This window comes from Melittangium boletus DSM 14713 (assembly GCF_002305855.1).
In the GTDB taxonomy this organism is placed as follows: domain Bacteria; phylum Myxococcota; class Myxococcia; order Myxococcales; family Myxococcaceae; genus Cystobacter; species Cystobacter boletus.
The window spans coordinates 9,698,798-9,714,994 of sequence record NZ_CP022163.1 but is presented as its reverse complement, the minus strand read 5'-3'; the positions used below and the strand labels follow the sequence as shown (position 1 = coordinate 9,714,994).

Sequence of the window (16,197 nt, the reverse complement as noted above, 5' to 3'; positions counted from 1 at the left end):
GCCGGCCCGTGCACGTGCTACTTACCGAGCAATTCGATCTCCGCCAACTGCGTGATCGAGTCACCGTGGGTCTCGTTGATCTGGAGACGATACTGGCTGTAGGCCGTGTTGTTGTTGTTGAGCGCGAATGCCCGAGTCTGATACCGCCAGGGGAAGTCCTGCCCGGTGCGGGTATCCAGGGTGACCCAGTTGCTCCCGTCGTTGGAGGCCTGGAGCGTCCAGCTCCTCGGGTCCCGTCCGGGGAAATCATTGGCGGACGTCAACGTGTACATCTTCACCGTCTTCGCTCCACCGGAGAGCTGGTAGCGGACCCACGGCGTGGATTGGAAGGCGAGCCACTTCGTCAACGAGTTGTCGTCGAAGCCCTGTGCGGAGCCTTCGCCGCTCGCCGCGTTGTCCGCGCTGGCGGAGACCGTTCCCCCCTTGGCGACATCGGCGAGCGGTTGCGCGACGGAGTTGCCCGCCGTGAGGGAGGCGGGCAGATCACTGGCGCCCGAGCCCCAGTTCGTCGCGGACGAGCCCATCGTGAAGTTCAGCGTGCCGCCCTGCGCGATCGCCGAGTGGAGCAGGTAGTTGCGGGTATAGCTCTCCCCGTTCAGGACGACGCCCTGGATGTACCGGTTCGTGTCGCTGACGTTCGGGGCGTTGATGACGAGATCTCGTCCATTCTCCAGGTGGACCGTCATCTTGGTGAAGTAGGGGGCTCCGATGGCGTACTCCGGCCGGCCCATGCTCACCGGGTAGAAGCCCATGGCGCTGAAGAGGTACCAGGCCGACAGCTCTCCGTTGTCCTCGTCACCCAGGTAGCCATGGCCCGTGCCGAGACCGGACTGGTATTGGGTGTTCAAGACGTCCCGCACGCGCTGCTGAATCCGCCACGGCGTCCCCGCGTAGCTGTACATGTACAGCGTGTGGTGCACGGGCTGGTTGGAATGGCCGTACTGGCCCATGTTCACGTCGTAGGCTTCCTTCATCTCGTGGATGACGCCGCCGTAGCAGCCCACGTCGTAATCCCGGGCGGCCGAGAACAGGGCATCGAGCTTGTTGGCCAACCCGCTCTTTCCCGAATAGAGGTTGGCGAGCCCCTGTCCGTCCTGGGGCGCGAGCATGCTGTAATGCCAGGCGTTGCCCTCGGTGTACTCACAGCCCCAGCGGTTCGCCTTGAAGTCCGCGTCCGAGGTCCGCCAGGAGCCATTCACGTTCTTGCCGCGGAAGAACCCCACCGAGGGCGAGAAGAGGTGGACGTAGTTCAAGGCACGGTTGCGGAAGTACTGCGCGTCCTCGGACTTTCCCAGCTCCTGGGCCAACTGGGCGATGCCGAAGTCATTGAGGTAGCCCTCCAGGGACCAGGACGTCGACTCTCCCACGCGATCCTGCGGCGTGTACCCGAGGAAGATGGACCGATCCATTCCCTTGCGGCCTCGGGCGGGATCGCTGCTGTAGGTCGCCGCGTTGCGCAGCATGGAGTCATACGCCGCGGAGACGTCGAAGTTGCGCACGCCCTTGAGGTAGGAATCGGCGAAGATCACATCCGAGTTGGTCCCGACCATGATGTTGGCGTACCCCGGGGCGGACCAGCGGGTGACCCAACCTCCGTCCTTGTAGCCATTCACGAACCCATCGAGCAACTCGCCGGTCTTGGTGGGAATGAGCAGGGAGTACAGGGGCCAGGTCGTGCGGTAGGTGTCCCAGAAGCCGTTGTTGACGTACACCTTGCCTGTCTTCACGGGGCTGCCGCTCGCGTAGGGCGAGGCGTAGCTCGGCGTGCCGTTCACGTTCTCCCAGGCGGAGTTGGGGTACAGGAACGTCCGGTACAGGTTGGAGTAGAGGATGGTCTTCTGATCCTCCGAGGCGCCCTCCACCTCGATCTTGCCCAGCAGCGCGTTCCAGGCGTCCTGCGCCTGTTGCTTGACGGTGTCGAAGCTCTTGGTGCCGATCTCCTGCGCCAGGTTGGACTGGGCCTGGGCCACGCTGAGGAAGGAGGTGGCGATCGACATCGTCACCTTCTCGCCAGCCGAGGTGTTGAAGCGGACCCAGGACGTCACGGCGCGCTGGCCGGTCACTTTCTGGGACTCGGCGATCGCCTTGCTGAACTTCGCGTAGAAATACATACGGGGCGCGGGGCCCCAGCCCGTCGAGTGATCGGTGTAACCGGAGACGACACCATTGGCCTCATCGATGGTGAGCGAGCCATTCAGACCATTGACGGTGTCGAACAGCACGTAGGAACTGGTGCTCGGAAACGTGAACCGCCAGGAGGCGCCGTGGTCCGTGGGAGCGATCTCCGTCTGGAGGCCGTTGTTGAACCTCACGCTGTAGTAATGCGCCCGGGCGATCTCATTGGCGTGGCTGAAGGCGGCGCCACGGCTCGCGCGATCCACGATCACCGCGCCCGTCTGGGGCATCACCTGGAACGTCTGCCGGTCGCCCATCCAGGGGCTCGGCATGTGGCTGATGGTGAAGGCCTGGATCGAGCTTCGGGTGTAGTCGTAGATCCAGCTCGTCGAGTTCGCATCGGTCATCGGCGTCCAGAAATTGAAGCCGAAGGGGACGGCTGTCGCCGGGAAGGTGTTTCCCCGGGAGTAGCCGCCGCCGGAATTGCTCCCTCGAAGGGTGTTCACGTAGTCCGAGGGAAGCGCGGCCGCGTCCCCCGCCCAGAGGGGACCGAGGCCGAGCACGCTCAACATCTTCAATCCGCGGAGCAACAGCGGGGGGGACTGTCTCGGGTGACGTTGAAACACCGGGTACCGCCTTTCGTGTGACTGTCGGGTTCACGAGCCCCGCATAACACGAATATGCCTGATTCCCTTGGTAAACCCGTAAGGCCTGACAACCGCCACTTTCAAGCTCCTGTGGCGGGTGCTGTCATAGGGGGCAGGTGGGGAGGTGAAAGCCCACCTGGGTGGAGGTAGGTCCGAGGCAGCACGGCGAGACAAGCAGACGTGGCGACAGCGCGTGTGCTCAAGAGAGAGAATCTCTCCTGAGCAGGGAAGAACCGAGGCACCCAAGAGACCAGACGACTCCAAGAGCGTCCAGCGGCGGGCGCTCCATGGAATGGTTATGTCTTGAAAGTGGTGCCTCTATGGAGGTGAAGGGGCCACCTCAAGGAGGAACCCCTTCACCGCTTTCATCATGGGCAGATATCGCGGTCGGTTAGCGGGTTGATGTGACCCTCGGCATTCCCCGTCAGTGACACGGCATAGATGCCGCCATCCCATGAGCCGTCGTTGAAAGTGATACGAGCATTGGGTGCCAGCACCGTGCCGAGGATTCCGATACCACTGGCATCAATGCGGGTGGCGTCCACGAAGTTGAAGAGCACGCCATGGTGATCGATGCCGCCGCTGAATGTGATGCCGAACCTGGAAAGGGTAGCCGAGGCGCCGCGGATGTTGAGTACGACCAGTGAGTTGGCCGGCGCGTTGATGTTCAACAGCACGGCGCCGCTGAACGCGCTGGCGCTCACGTCAAAGACGTTCAAGGACGAATCCGTGCTGCTCAACATGATGCCGCCCCACACCTCACGCGTCGTGCGGCCATTGGCCGGCATACTGTTGAGCTTCGAGGATAGGTTCCGCAGCGCTGCGAACCGGGCCGCGAAGTTGATAGGTGTGCCCTGGGCCGGGAGGCCTCGTGGGTAGACCACGGTCCGGTCGGCGCTGTAGCCGCTCCCGTACCGGGCGTGACCCCAAACACCGCCGCGCGAGAGGGACAGATTGCCACCGGCGACCAACGTGTCGGAAATACCGCTATCCGGCAGTCCCGTACCCACCGAGAAATCCGTCAAGGTGATGTCGCCACCAGCCGCCACCTTGCCCAAGACATCCTGTCCCCCGGTGTAGTCTTCGAGCAAGAACAGGTTGTAATCGCTCAACCGGATATTCAAGCAGCAGGGACCGACCGTGAGGTGGCGAACCGCGGTACTCGAGTGCCCAGCGGAGTCCGTCACGGTGTAGGAGACCGAGTACTGACCCGCGCGAGACTGATCGAGGTTGCTGGAGACGACGATGTTCGAACTCAAGTCACCAGAGCAGGCGTCTACGGCCGTGGCGCCTGGGTCCTGGTAGGCCGTGCCGGAGCACGCGAGGACAGAGGGCCCGGGATTCATGTGGATGACCGGGGCCAGGGTATCCTTGACGGTCACCACGCGGTCACTGGAGGCCGTGAGACCCACCCCGTCCGCGACTTCATAATGGACGGTGTATGAACCAACGGTCGAGTTGTCTACCCCGCCGGTGGTGACAATGGCGGCGCTCAAATCCCCGCTGCAGATGTCCGAGGCGGTAGCTCCCTGCTCCAGATAGGGGGCGCCGCACTCGAGTGTCTCGTTGGAGGAACCCAGAATCAGCAGACGCGGAGGCGTGGTATCCACGACCGTGACGGTGAAGGATCCACTCGCCACATTGCCATGACCATCCTGTGCGCCGCAGGTGACCAAGGTCGTGCCCAGAGCGAACATGGAGCCAGAAACTGGCGAGCAGGTCACCGGAACCGCGCCAGCGACCGCGTCGGTGGCCGTCGCGGCGAAATGCGCCACGGCACCCGCCGGACTGGTTCCCTCGAGTACGAGGGGGGCTGGCAACAGCAGCACGGGGCGCTCAACGTCGTCGAGGCACTGGCCCTGTGCACTGCAGTAGTTGCCGGTCGAGCAATCGGCGAAGGTCGTGCACTGAGTGAGGCAGGCGTTCGCTCCGCATACGAACGGAGCACAGGTGACGATCGTGGCCCCCGGGCAAGAACCACTGCCGTCGCAAAACGCCGCGTGGGTTTCGACGCTTCCCGAGCAGCTCGCCTGGCGGCATACAGTGCTCGCGGCAGGATAGGAGCAGCTGGCACTCGTGCCGTTGCAGTTGCCACCACAGACGGACCCGTCGGACGCACATGCGGGGCGGCCACCCACCGGCGCACCGGTAACGGGTGAGCACGTACCGATCAGGCCCGGGAGGTTGCAGGCCATGCACTGCTCCGTGCAGGTGGTGTTACAGCAAACACCATCCACGCAAGATCTGCTGAGACAATCATTGGCGCTCGAACAGGCTCCTCCAGCGGGTGCTTTCGGCGAGGAGAATTCCGCGATGAGGACCGTGTCCTCGGTGACAGTGAAGTTGCACGGGTTGGCGGTGCCGGTGCAAGCGCCCGTCCAGCCGACGAACGTGTTGCCAGGGGCTGCGGTCGCGGTAACACTCACCAGGGAGCCATCCATGAACTGCGCGCTCGCGCTGGCGCAGGCCGCGTCGCAGTCAATGGCCGCAGGGCTGGTGACGACTCTGCCCGTTCCACTGGAGGCAGGGGCCTTGTTCACGGTGACTAGGTGAAGGCTCCCGATCGAATCGGTGTCGACTCCCTGGTTATTGGTGGTGTCGTTATCAACCACGTCGGAGGGTGCGGTGACAGAAGCCAGATTGGACAGGCGGCCACTTCCGGAGCCGCTGACGACGTTCGCGCTCAAGGTGAAGACGGCCTTGGTATTGACTGGCAGGTTAACCTTCGCATCGATATGACCCGTGCCTGTGGGCGTGGCGCAAGAGCCACCGTTAGACGAAGTGCAGGTCCAGGAGGCGGAAGTGAGCTGTGCCGGCAGGGTGTCGAGCACGCGCGCGTCGATCACCGCCGAGGGGCCCTGATTCGTGACTTCGATGATGTACTGCACGGTCTGGCCCCAGACGACTGCGGCGACACCATCACTCTTCGTGAGCACCAAGTCCGCGAACATCACGCCCTGGGTGATGGCCGTCTCGACCAGTGGCCCAATGAGCGGTGAAATATTTTCGGCGCGAACGGTGTAACTGCCGTTGCTCACGGTCCCCGTGGCTCCAGAGTCAATCTTCACGATCAACTGGAAAGACGTATCCGCTGTGGGATTGACCGTGCCCAGGTTGCAGGAAACCGTGCCCGTCGCACCAACCGCGGGAGTGGTGCAAGTCGCGCCCGGCGCGTTGAGCCCAACGAAGGTGGTTTTCGCCGGAAGAGGCTGATCGACGATGACGTTGGTGGCCGTGTCCATGCCAGAGTTCTTCACCAGGTAGGTATAGGTCAGGTTGCTGCCAGCATTCGCCTGGAAGGGGGCACTTGCGGCAATCGACAGACCAGGAAGGAAGGCACCGAAACTGTCCACATAAACGTGGCCGTAATGGCCCCCCTGCGAACAACCGGCGGCGACAACGGTGAGCTCAACCTGATCCCCGATGTCGAGGTCCGCGGCCGAGGGGGCAAGATCGAAGATCTGCCAATCGGTGTAGAGCACGCCGGTCGACGCATCCTTCTGCCAAGGTACGCCGGGCTGGTTCGAGTACGCGAACTTCGCGAACAGCTGCTTGTTCCGCGAGGCATTGTGGACCGCGACGTAGAAATAGGGCTGTTGACTGGCCGAATGCCCTGGATCCTCGAAAACCGGCGCAAGCGCGAAGCGCAGGTGTACCTTTCCATCCGCCGGATCGACGTCCGCGTTGGTGATGCTGAAGGACTGACTCAGGCTGTTGGTGTTGTCGTTGTTGCCGAATCTATTGATGAGCGCGGACCACTGGCCATATTTCGGATAGCGAAGAGACGAACTCGCGCTCAGGCCCGCCGGAATTTGCGTTTCCGGCACGCCCCCCTCCACGGAGGTCAGATTCAATCCTCCAGAACTGAGATTCAGATCGGAAAAGCTGTCCGGTGGGAGGCGGCGCAAACCGCTGTGATTCATGTGCGTCCCCACAGCCCAGCCGCTCAGGTCGCCATTCTCGAAGCTACCATTAGCCACCAGCGGCGCCTCGATATGACCGAGCGTGGGTTTCGCGGGAAGCGAGTTGTTCCGCTCGTCCGGGTCAGCGGTGCAACCCCATAGGAGCAAGCTGGTAGCGATAATGAAAAAGGTAGACGAGGCAGCGAGACTCGGTCTTTGCGATGTCATGTGCATCCCCCCCCTGCTGATCCAACGCGCGTCACGGGCATGGCCGGACAGCTCGAATGTATACGAAAACCGCCGGTGCGCGTATGTAGACCGCTGAGAGGAGGAGCAAGTTAATATCGTAACCGTTCACCGGCTCAGGCCGGAAGTGTAGCCTGAGCGCTGGTCGTGAATGGGAGGGCGGATGAGCCTCTCGGCGAAATTGTTGGTTGGCTCCAGGCCCTCCACGTGAAGGAATGTCCACATGGCTGCCTTCGAGCCTGAGAATCCGCGCCGCGGAGCCGGCCGTCTTCTTGTCAGCGCACACCTTGGCCCGCCGGAGCAGCCGCACCTTTGTATTGTATGCGCTCCACTGGCTTGAGCGATGGTGTCTCCACCATCTGGTGCCGGAGCACTCTCCGCTGCCCGCCTTCCAACTTCCCATGACACCTGCAGCACTGCTTCGGGGCGGATACGTTGATGAACTGGTCAACTCGCTCCGACGGGAGCAACTCCCGCGTGTGCAGTACCTCGCAAGAAAGTGCGAAACTCGAACCAAGGCATGGCGAGACGGCGAATGCGATATTTCTCATATCGCTTCATGGGTGAGCGCGCGAACAAGGAATGAAGCGTCAGCCACCACACCGTCTACGACGGAACCGGACGCCCATGGCTTGACCTGGTGATCGTCATTCGCTTTGTTTGCGGTGCCACCGCCCAGCGCCGCCGAAGCATCGGGTCGGCTTGGGCCAAACGTGGCATACGTCCCGCTCAGTTCACACGGAGGAGAATGAGATGCGAGTCCGAAAGCTTGCTCTAAACGCCGTCTGCGCTTTGATTGTCTACGTGTTCATGGCGCCCTGCTGGGCTGCGGACACCCCTTCGGGCCAGACACGATTGTTGACAGACACCCTTGGTAGTGCGGGCGCCAAACAGGACGTGCGTCAACTTCTGGATGACCACCACGACGCGTTCGGCGAAAACTTCACGGCCACCGCAAACCCCGTTCTCCTGAAGGACGGCGGCATCTTCCTGGACGGTTGGCGGGTTGGCGATCCCGGGCAACATGCAGCGGCATTTGTTCACTATGTCGACGGCCGGACCTATGCCGCGTACTTCGACGCGGAGCGCGGCAAGGTCATCTACTTCGGTGATCTAGGCGGTCGGATTCATCCCGCCATCGAAGTATGGGCACGGCGCTTCGGCCCGCCTGTGGACGTCATCCTGAAGGCGAACCCGGCGGCCAGGGCACTTGCCAACCCGCCGCGGGGCACCGCGGCGGCCCCGAGCCCCGGCAACCAGGTGGAACTGCGAAAGGTAGCTGCTTCGATCTGGAACGGGTCGCTGGCCGCCAGGTGGGATATGAATGCCGAGGTGGGCGACATCCTGGGAATCGTGACCCACGAAATCATGGAGTGCTCAGTGGCTTTCAGCCTGGTGCCAAAACCGGCGGGTTGGGTTCCGGGATGGCTCTACGTGGCCGAGAGCGCGCTATCGATCGTGACTTACGTCACCGGTGTTTCGAAGGACCGGCAATACAAGGCATGCGTCAATACCGCCGCGCTGAACTGGCGAAGCGCGATTGAGTTGGCCTCCGCCGGCATCTGACGGGACATGCTGGAACTGCTCGCCCATTTCGTGGGGACCCTGCTTGATTGCGTGGGTTGAACCGGCGGGCAGATTGCCTGGTGGCTGTTGCTGGATTGCATACTTGTCACCGCGGTCGGCTGGATGCTTTTGACATCCACCAGCCGTTAGAAGGATGGGATGACGTTCCGAATATCCCCCTTGGCGGTCCATGCGACCTTGCTCCCTGGCCAGCGCTCGGCTCGAGCACACCTCGCGCCGAGCGTGTGTGCTCCCCACCTGCCGCCTATGACAGTACCCGCCACGGGACCTTGAAAGTGGTGGACTTGACAGCCAGGTCGGGGAAGTAGGGCTTGCACTGACCCGATGACCAGAATACTATTCTGGTCATGAGTTCCGATGCCCGCTCCGCCATCCTCGAAGCCGCCGGCGAGGTGTTCACCCGCTTCGGCTTCAAGAAGGCCGCCATGGAGGACATCGCCCGCCTCGCGGGGGTCGGTAAGGGCAGCCTCTATCTGCACTTCGACAGCAAGGAGGCGCTGTTCGAGGCGTGCCTCCGGCGGGACATCGTGGAACGCGTCGCGGAGCTCGAGGCGGCTGTACGCGGTGCCCAGGCCCCGGACGCCCAGGTGCGTGCCTTCATCCACTGCAAGTTGGGGCAGCTCACACGCCAGCTGCACGGCCAGCGCTTGCGGATGGACACGCTCTTGGAGATGCACTCGCACGCGCTGCGCCTGTTGCCCGAGCACCAGCGGATGGAGGAGGCTCTGCTGGCCCGCCTCCTCCTCGAGGGCAACACCCAAGGGGTGTTCGCCGTCACTGACCCCCACCAGGTGGCCGTGGGGCTCGTGGAATCCCTCGCGGGACTCGCCGTCAAGGGACTGACGCAGGGCTTCGACGCCCCCGGGCGAGCGGCCCTGGACGCTTACTTCGACGTCTTCATCCGCGGCCTGGCCCCCGTTGGGTCGGCGCCGCGCCGCAAGAGCTGAACATCGAGCCAACCCCTATGATCGATCCCCAGACCCTGTCCCTGCCCGACAACCCCTCCCTGTTCACCCGCCTGCGCGTGGCGACCCAGTGCCTGGAGGTGGCCAAGCACGACCCAACGAATCCCACCGCCGGCCAGCTGCTCAACATCTCCCTGGACATGAAGGTCTACGCCTCGCTCGTCCAGCGGCTTCAGCGCAGCGAGGAGGGGCGCCGCCTCCTGTCCGAGCGGCCTTCCATGCAGGCAGGAGATTTCGACCTGGCCACCCTCGAGCATCTGCCCGAGGGCACGTTGGGCCGTGAGTTCGCGCGTTACTACCGCGACAACAAGATCTCACCCTTCGCGACGACGCTCGAGATCAAGAAAGACGTCGACTACATCGGCAAGCGCTACCGCGAGACGCATGACGTGTTGCACGTGCTGACGGGCTACGCCACGGATGTGATGGGCGAGATGGAGTTGCAGGCGTACGCCTTGGGCAATCTGGGAATCCGGACCGCGGCGTTCATCCTGCTGCTCAGCTCGTTCCAATTCCTCTCGGCTCCGCAGTCCGGTGTCGGGCGCTCCGAGTACCTGCGGCGGCTGTGGGCCGCGTTCCGCCGTGGCCGTGCGTCCCCGCTGTTCCTCGACTTCTGGTTCGAGCGGAATTGGGAGACCCCCGTGGCCACCCTGCGCGCGCGGCTGTGCGCTCCCGCGGAGCGGATGAACTGACGGCGTGCGCCCGGAGCAGGGGGGCTGCCTCCGGGTGTCTCTCTATTCCCAGACCAGCGGCAGGCTCGTGACCGCCAGGGTGAAGCCCCCCATGAACCGCGGCGGCGCCTGGGGATCCAGCCGGAACGGCGGCACGCGCTTCAACCACTCCTGGTAGAACACCTTCAGCTCCAGGCGGGCCAGATTCAACCCGACGCACCGGTGTGGACCCGAGTTGAACGACATGTGCTGCTCCGTCCGGCCCAGCATGAACTGCTCGGGATTGGGGAACGCCGCGTCGTCGTAGTTGGCCGCGGGCAGGAGCAACAACATCGTGTCGCCCTGCTTGAACTGGACACCATGGCACACCGTGTCGCGCGTCACCCGCCGGGGCACGGACGCGATGCCATAGAGCCGCAGCAGTTCCTCGATGGCTCCGGGTAGGAGGCTGGGGTCGGCCCGGAGCTTCGCCTGCAACTCCTGATCGCGCGCCAGGTGCCGGACGCCGAAGCTCATGGCATTCACCACGGTGTCCAAGCCCCCGAGGAACAGGAGCATGCTGTAGCCCAGCATCTCCTGGAACGTAGGGTTGCGGCCGTCGATTTTCGCGTCGAGCAGCCGGCTGAGCAGATCCTCCTCACGCTTCTCCTGCCGGGACTGGATGCTCTCCGCCATGATCCCCGCGATCTGCTTGAACGTCTCCGCGCGGGTCGCGGGATCCACCGTGGCGGACGCCGCCTGCACGGCCAGGTGACGGAACTCCGCCAGACGGTTGGTCGGCATGCCGGCCAGCTTCAGGAACAACGTGACGGGCAGTGGCTCGGCGATGTCCGAGAGGAAGTCGCAGCGTCCCGCGGCGAGCACCTTGTCGATGAGCTCGTTCGCCATGACCCGGATCGCCGACTCGAGTCCGGCGAGCGATTTGGCCGACAGCGGCTGGTTGAGCGGCGTCCGGTACGCCGTGTGCCGCGGCGGATCCTCCGAGATGGGCAACAGATTCAAGCCCGGCTGCGAGTCCTTGTGCTCCCCCGAGTGTTCCCCGGAGATCTTGTTGCTGTAGACCTCGGGGTTCATCGTGATGTCCACGATGGCCTGCTTCCGGGTCACGAACCAATGGCCCCCATTGTACGGGGTGAAGAAGATGGGCGGGGCCTCGAGGATGAGCGAGCGCATCCGGCCGTGCGGATCCTCGAGCATCCGTGGATCCCGGGCGTTGTCGTATTCGTAGACGAGCTCTGGTGGGACGTGCGCGGGAATCTTGTCCAACTTCTGTCCGCTAAAGGCATGCATGTTCGAACCTCTCTGGCTGTTGGAGAAAAAGCGCGGGGACTTGTCCGGTCCTCACTCGCCCGTCTGCGAGACGGGAAGACGGACCACCAATCCCTCCAGCGCGGGCGTCACCTTGAGCTGACAGGTCAGCCGGCTGTTGGGCCGCACGTGGAAGGCGCACTCGATCATCGCCGCTTCCCCCTCATCCGGCGGGGGGAGCTTCTTCAACCAGGCCTCATCGACGTAGCCGTGGCAGGTCGCGCAGCTGGCGAAGCCTCCGCACTCGGCGACGATGCCTGGCACGAGGTTGTCCATCGCCGCCTGCATGACGGACTGTCCCTCCTTCGCCTCGACCTCGTGTTCCGTCCCAGCCGCCTCGATGAATGTGATCTTCGCCATGGGTCTCCTGCGCTCCGGGTGTTGATTGTCTTCAAACGGTGAGGCGGATGAGTGGGACGGCCGTGTCACCCCAGCAGGGGGGTCCACAGCGATGTAAACGAGCGTTTACTTCCTCGGGTATAACGCACTCGTCGCCGCAAGTAAACGGCCGTTTACACGCTCCGTCGTACCGAGCGGGCGGGTGAATGGGGCGGCTCGAAGCCGCTCCGAGGGCGTTCTGGACACGATCCAGTCCCTGTCCTAAGTCCACAGCCGTGTACGCGTCCGGCCCCGACGAGCCCAAGAAGGCGACGCGCGAGCGCGACGCCGAGCGCACGCGCACCGAGCTCATCAACGCCGCGTGGACCCTTTTCTCGACGCGAGGATTCGCCCATACCGGCGTGCGCGAGGTGGCGGAGCTCGCCGGGGTGAATCCCGCGCTCGTCATCCGCTACTTCGGCTCGAAGGAGGGGTTGTTCCGGGAGACGTTGGAGCGGGCGGACATCTCCCCGATTCTGCGCGGAGATCGGCGCCGCTTCGGAGCGGACTTGATGGCGGCGGTGCTCGGCAGTCAGGAGGACTCCGTGAGCCCGCTCGCGATGATGATGCTCTCGGCGGCCGACCCCATGGCGCACGCGGCGAGCGTCGAGTTTTTCCAGACGAAGTTGATCGCGCCGTTGGCCAGGTGGCTGGGGCCGCCGGATGGAGAGGGGCGTGCGGCGCGGATCAGCATTCTCTGGACCGGCTTCCTCACCAATTGGAAGTTGCTGCCCATCCGGTCGCTCGATCAGGCGCACCTCGCCTCCACCCGCCGCTGGCTGGAGACCACGACCCAGGCGATCGTCGACGAAGGCGAGGCATGAGTTCCACCTGACTAGGCGGCGAACTCGACGTTCCTCGGTCGAGCGAAGAACCGCGAGAGGGCGTTGTGCGGGGCGTCGGCCGGCTTCTCCCCGCCGCTCAGCCGCATCAGACCTTCGCGAAGCACGTGGGTGATCGGCCCGCTCGGCGTGAAGATCTGCGCGTTGAAAAGCGCGGTCCGCTGATGCTGGCGGATGTAAGGCCTGAGCCGCTCCTCCCAGGTGCTCAGCGCGGCACCGATGTCATTCGGGTTCAGCGCCAACAGCTCTCCGAGCAGGGAGCCTCCAGCGAGGCCCATCGACGCGCCCATGCCGGAGTACAGCGTCACGCACCATGCGGCATCGCCCACGAGCACGGTCCGGCCGGAGTGCCACGAGCGCATGCTCACCTGGTTCACCGAGTCGAAGAGGAAGCTCTCGGTGCGGTCGAGCTGGGCGAACACGTGCTCGAGGGCGTCACCGAGCGGTTCCGGTCCATAGGTACGTCGCAACACGGTCCCGACGGGCTCGCGAAACTGCGCGTCGATGTCGCGGGTCCGGTAGGAGAAGAGCGCGGTCGGCGGGCGGTCCTCGAACGGGAAGACCCAGAGCGAGCGGCGCGGCTCGGCGAGCACGATGCCGTTGTTCTCGGGGAAGTACGGCACCTGCTCGGAGAGCTGGAACGCGCAGATCATCGCATGCAGCGGCTTCAGGAATTGGTCGTGCGGGCCGAAGACGAGGCGCCGGACCGTCGAGCGCAGTCCGTCGGCGCCCACGACGAGGTCGAACCGCTCGCTCCGCTCCTCGCCCGTGGACGACTGGCGGGTCGTGACCCTGGCGCCGCCTTCGAGGTCGACGATCGCCATCGGCTCGGTGCCGTAGCGCACCTCCACATCGCCGAGGTTCTGGAACAGCGCCGCCTCGATGTCGCCGCGCAGCACGCCTTGTGGCTCGCCCGGCTGGTCCAGGAATCCGGCCCCCCGGCGGCGGTTGCCGGCGCGGGTGACTTCCCACGTCTTCGCGCTCTTGGGGGTGCGGGTATGGAGGTCGTCCATCACCCCCAGCCGTCTGGCGGCGCTGGCACCCGTGCCGAACAGCCCGATGAAGTAGCCACCCACGCGGCGTTGGGGCGCCCTTTCGATCACGGTCACCCGCCATCCGGCCTTCCGCAGTCCGATGGCGGAGGCCATGCCGGCGATACCAAGTCCGACGACGAGAGCTGAACGGGCGGGGGCGGTCATGGGAACTCCTGTCCGGCGGAAGTCGCCGTGAAGTGGTCCCTGGTTTTTTACGACGGACCGTCGTGAAAAACAAGCGGGGCCCGTTGTGGGAGGAGGCGCCTCGCGTGTTAACTGTCCCAATGCCCAGGATTGACGCCCCCTCGCTCGCCGAGCACCGTGAGGCCACCTGGAGGCGACTGCGCGACAGCTTCCTGGAGGTGATGGCGGAAGAGGGCTACGCGGCGCTGTCCCTGGCCTCGGTGGCGAGGCGGGCGGGGATCGCGAGGAACACGATCTACAATTACGCGCCGACCAAGGACGCGTTGCTCGTCGCCGTCGTGAAGGCCGAGGTCGAGCCATTCGTGGCCCAGGTGGTCCAGGAGGCCGCGGGCGTGGACGACCCGGAAGAGCGGCTGGCCCTCGTTGTCCGGCGTGATTTGGCGGCCTTCGCGCCCGGCGCCCGGAGCCTTCCGGTGATCAACTCCCTGAAAGACGTGTTGCCGGAGGAGGTGAGCGCATCGATCGCCGCCTGCTTCGCGCCCGTGCTCGACGTGGTCGGCCGCATCGTGGAGGAGGGCGTCTCCGCGGGGGCCTTCCGCCCCGTGGCCCACGTTGGCCGTGTCGTCGAGATGATGGTCGGCGTCATGGTGGCGGCACGACACTCCCTCATTCTGGGCACGCCGCTCGATGTCATCGTGGCCGAGACCACGGAATTCCTCGTCGGTGCTCTACGGCGCCGAGAGGAGCCAAGCTCCAGCCGGACCGACGTGGGGCCGAGGCGCGGAGAGCGCAAGAAGCGATGACGGACGCGAATTCACCGACACCGCGCGATGGGATCCAACAGCTTCAAGTGCTCGTCCTCAGAGGGGGAAAGGGTCGGTAGGACAGAGGACTCGAACCTCCCAGGGACATGACTCCCTGCCCCCTTCTGGTTTTGAAGCCCCGCCGCCTGGCTCGGCGGGCTGCTCGTGGGGGGCGGCTTCCCTCTGGAGCGGGGTGGGTAGAGCGTCCGTGGGGGTCCACCCGCGTCCGTTCATCTTGGATACGATTTGGGTACGCGGCGGCTGCATGTCCCCGTGGTCCCTTCAGGAGACGAGCTTCGAGCCGATGAAGCGCAGGAGCGACGAGAGCCAGACCAGGGTGTAGGCGATCGGAGGGCGTTGGCCGGACGCGATCTTCGCCACCTCGTTCCAGTCATCGGACAACTGCCCCACCGTCAGTTCGGACTCGGGAGGAGGGGAGTACACCGAATACAGCCGCTTCTCCGGGATGTTCCAGTAGAAGTCCTCGGTGAGGTCGATCTCCGTGCGGCCTGTCCGCTCCAGGTGATCGAACAGGGCATCTGCCGCCCGTCGTAGGTCGGAAAGCTGGATCCTCACGGGGCCCTCACCAGCCACTTCTCGCCAGCAAGGTCGGACGGAGCGAGATCCGCCAGGGCCTTCAGGAGTTCGGCTTCGACATCCGCGATCGCGCTGGCCAATTTGTCCGGGATGAGGTCGGCCACATCTTCAAGTTCGGTGGCCATGTGGATGGCATGACGAAGTGAAGGGCAGGCATTCATTTGGTTGAGCCGCGTTAGCAGGGCCGGCCCGAAGAGTCGATGGCAGGCTGCGGCCGGGCTGATCGCGCCGGTGGCCAAGGCGCGACACATGCCGAGGGCGGTCACGGCGACGAGTCGCTGCACTTCATCCCCTTCTTTTGCACGGAGCCACAAGATCTCCTGAGAACCGGAACCATCAGGCAGGTGGTGCTCACTCATCAGGGCGTCCCAGGGTCAGATCGACTTGACCGTGCCTTGCCTGCTGTACTGCGCACATCCAATCGTCCCAGACACCGGGATCCGCAGGCGTACCGTCTTCGAGCAGCGACATGCTGCCCAAAAAACCGCCCAAGTCGTCCGAGCCTGTCATGTCGTAGAGCATTTGAAGGTAGGCGTACATCGCCGCGTATGCCTCCTTGAGCGTGATCTTGTCATCCATGCAATGCCTCGACATCAGTTTCGAACTCGGCATCGAATGCGGCGATTGCTGCTTCAGAAGTCCTGTGGGTCGGTCCATTCAAAGTCTTCATCTCGCCAGTCCTTGCGAGAGTTCAATCTTTCACCCAGTCTCTTGATGAGATCCTGGAGGGCCTCTACTTCTGTCCGTCCGAGTCCTGCCTCCCCATCGGGAGCGCCATTGGCATTTTTTACACACACATTGGCAACCGCGAGGAAGTCCCCGGAGCCTTCTTCGAGAACCTTGATCTTGTATTTGGTCCATGGAATACCGCGTATGTCGCGAATCTCGAAGACGTTGACCACCCGCGAAATGCTCGCGGCACCATGCAGATCGATTGCCCTCCAATCCATCTGATTTC

14 protein-coding genes are annotated in these 16,197 nt (G+C 64.1%); 5 read left to right on the top strand and 9 right to left on the bottom strand.

The features are described 5' to 3' along the window. Nucleotides 1–17 precede the first annotated feature (17 nt). Together MEBOL_RS40015 and MEBOL_RS40010 are read right to left on the bottom strand one after the other, a co-directional pair. On the bottom strand, nucleotides 18–2,687 hold the full coding sequence (locus tag MEBOL_RS40015) for a GH92 family glycosyl hydrolase (RefSeq protein WP_218920860.1): 2,670 nt from the start codon (nucleotides 2,685–2,687) through the stop codon (nucleotides 18–20). 443 nt (nucleotides 2,688–3,130) lie between these two features. Beyond that, on the bottom strand, nucleotides 3,131–6,892 hold the full coding sequence (locus tag MEBOL_RS40010) for a choice-of-anchor A family protein (RefSeq protein WP_095983305.1): 3,762 nt from the start codon (nucleotides 6,890–6,892) through the stop codon (nucleotides 3,131–3,133). A 771-nt stretch (nucleotides 6,893–7,663) separates the two neighbouring features. On the opposite strand from MEBOL_RS40010, the gene MEBOL_RS43490 reads away from it, so the two are divergent. The 3 genes from MEBOL_RS43490 to MEBOL_RS39995 all read left to right on the top strand — a co-directional run bounded on the left by MEBOL_RS43490 (nucleotide 7,664) and on the right by MEBOL_RS39995 (nucleotide 10,154). Then, complete coding sequence (locus tag MEBOL_RS43490) at nucleotides 7,664–8,476, top strand: hypothetical protein (RefSeq protein ID WP_245919286.1); 813 nt, start codon at nucleotides 7,664–7,666, stop codon at nucleotides 8,474–8,476. A gap of 368 nt (nucleotides 8,477–8,844) precedes the next feature. Then, entirely contained in the window at nucleotides 8,845–9,444 is a 600-nt protein-coding gene (locus MEBOL_RS40000) for a TetR/AcrR family transcriptional regulator (RefSeq protein ID WP_095982330.1), read from the top strand. A gap of 17 nt (nucleotides 9,445–9,461) precedes the next feature. Further along, nucleotides 9,462–10,154, top strand: a complete 693-nt coding sequence (locus MEBOL_RS39995) for a Coq4 family protein (protein ID WP_095982329.1) — start codon at nucleotides 9,462–9,464, stop codon at nucleotides 10,152–10,154. A gap of 42 nt (nucleotides 10,155–10,196) precedes the next feature. Here the strand turns inward: MEBOL_RS39995 and MEBOL_RS39990 are convergent, their stop codons facing one another. Next, complete coding sequence (locus MEBOL_RS39990; protein ID WP_095982328.1) at nucleotides 10,197–11,423, bottom strand: cytochrome P450; 1,227 nt, start codon at nucleotides 11,421–11,423, stop codon at nucleotides 10,197–10,199. Nucleotides 11,424–11,474: 51 nt separating this feature from the next. Beyond that, the gene (locus MEBOL_RS39985; RefSeq protein ID WP_095982327.1) at nucleotides 11,475–11,801 is read right to left on the bottom strand and encodes a 2Fe-2S iron-sulfur cluster-binding protein; all 327 of its coding nucleotides are present in this window, start codon (nucleotides 11,799–11,801) and stop codon (nucleotides 11,475–11,477) included. Between the two features lie 254 nt (nucleotides 11,802–12,055). On the opposite strand from MEBOL_RS39985, the gene MEBOL_RS39980 reads away from it, so the two are divergent. Further along, nucleotides 12,056–12,643 carry a TetR/AcrR family transcriptional regulator gene (locus MEBOL_RS39980; protein WP_245919284.1) on the top strand — a complete coding sequence of 196 codons (588 nt, stop codon included), beginning with the start codon at nucleotides 12,056–12,058 and terminating at the stop codon, nucleotides 12,641–12,643. Nucleotides 12,644–12,654: 11 nt separating this feature from the next. On the opposite strand, the gene MEBOL_RS39975 is transcribed toward MEBOL_RS39980, so the two are convergent. Beyond that, nucleotides 12,655–13,860: an FAD-dependent monooxygenase gene (locus MEBOL_RS39975; protein WP_095982326.1), complete on the bottom strand. Its 1,206-nt coding sequence runs from the start codon at nucleotides 13,858–13,860 to the stop codon at nucleotides 12,655–12,657. A 119-nt stretch (nucleotides 13,861–13,979) separates the two neighbouring features. Between MEBOL_RS39975 and MEBOL_RS39970 the strand changes: the two genes are divergently transcribed. Beyond that, nucleotides 13,980–14,642 carry a TetR/AcrR family transcriptional regulator gene (locus tag MEBOL_RS39970; RefSeq protein ID WP_095982325.1) on the top strand — a complete coding sequence of 221 codons (663 nt, stop codon included), beginning with the start codon at nucleotides 13,980–13,982 and terminating at the stop codon, nucleotides 14,640–14,642. 282 nt (nucleotides 14,643–14,924) lie between these two features. On the opposite strand, the gene MEBOL_RS39965 is transcribed toward MEBOL_RS39970, so the two are convergent. From MEBOL_RS39965 to MEBOL_RS39950, 4 genes are read right to left on the bottom strand one after another with little or no spacing between them, the layout of a single operon-like run. Beyond that, a complete protein-coding gene (locus MEBOL_RS39965) occupies nucleotides 14,925–15,218 on the bottom strand; it encodes a hypothetical protein (RefSeq protein WP_095982324.1) in 294 nt (97 codons plus the stop codon). Continuing rightward, nucleotides 15,215–15,598: a DUF3969 family protein gene (locus MEBOL_RS39960; RefSeq protein ID WP_095982323.1), complete on the bottom strand. Its 384-nt coding sequence runs from the start codon at nucleotides 15,596–15,598 to the stop codon at nucleotides 15,215–15,217. The genes MEBOL_RS39965 and MEBOL_RS39960 overlap by 4 nt, the downstream gene beginning before the upstream one ends. Beyond that, entirely contained in the window at nucleotides 15,591–15,818 is a 228-nt protein-coding gene (locus tag MEBOL_RS39955) for a hypothetical protein (RefSeq protein WP_095983302.1), read from the bottom strand. Before MEBOL_RS39955 ends, MEBOL_RS39960 begins: the two co-directional genes overlap by 8 nt. A gap of 53 nt (nucleotides 15,819–15,871) precedes the next feature. After that, nucleotides 15,872–16,189 carry a hypothetical protein gene (locus MEBOL_RS39950; RefSeq protein ID WP_095982322.1) on the bottom strand — a complete coding sequence of 106 codons (318 nt, stop codon included), beginning with the start codon at nucleotides 16,187–16,189 and terminating at the stop codon, nucleotides 15,872–15,874. Between the last annotated feature and the right edge of the window lie 8 nt (nucleotides 16,190–16,197).

Coding starts and splice junctions, on each gene's coding strand:
- MEBOL_RS40015 (WP_218920860.1), bottom strand. CDS start 2,687: ATGTTGAGCGTGCTCGGCCTCGGTCCCCTCTGGGCGGGGGACGCGGCC.
- MEBOL_RS39995 (WP_095982329.1), top strand. CDS start 9,462: ATGATCGATCCCCAGACCCTGTCCCTGCCCGACAACCCCTCCCTGTTC.
- MEBOL_RS39990 (WP_095982328.1), bottom strand. CDS start 11,423: ATGCATGCCTTTAGCGGACAGAAGTTGGACAAGATTCCCGCGCACGTC.
- MEBOL_RS40000 (WP_095982330.1), top strand. CDS start 8,845: ATGAGTTCCGATGCCCGCTCCGCCATCCTCGAAGCCGCCGGCGAGGTG.
- MEBOL_RS39985 (WP_095982327.1), bottom strand. CDS start 11,801: ATGGCGAAGATCACATTCATCGAGGCGGCTGGGACGGAACACGAGGTC.
- MEBOL_RS40010 (WP_095983305.1), bottom strand. CDS start 6,892: ATGACATCGCAAAGACCGAGTCTCGCTGCCTCGTCTACCTTTTTCATT.
- MEBOL_RS43490 (WP_245919286.1), top strand. CDS start 7,664: ATGCGAGTCCGAAAGCTTGCTCTAAACGCCGTCTGCGCTTTGATTGTC.
- MEBOL_RS39955 (WP_095983302.1), bottom strand. CDS start 15,818: ATGGATGACAAGATCACGCTCAAGGAGGCATACGCGGCGATGTACGCC.
- MEBOL_RS39970 (WP_095982325.1), top strand. CDS start 13,980: ATGCCCAGGATTGACGCCCCCTCGCTCGCCGAGCACCGTGAGGCCACC.
- MEBOL_RS39960 (WP_095982323.1), bottom strand. CDS start 15,598: ATGAGTGAGCACCACCTGCCTGATGGTTCCGGTTCTCAGGAGATCTTG.
- MEBOL_RS39950 (WP_095982322.1), bottom strand. CDS start 16,189: ATGGATTGGAGGGCAATCGATCTGCATGGTGCCGCGAGCATTTCGCGG.
- MEBOL_RS39975 (WP_095982326.1), bottom strand. CDS start 13,860: ATGACCGCCCCCGCCCGTTCAGCTCTCGTCGTCGGACTTGGTATCGCC.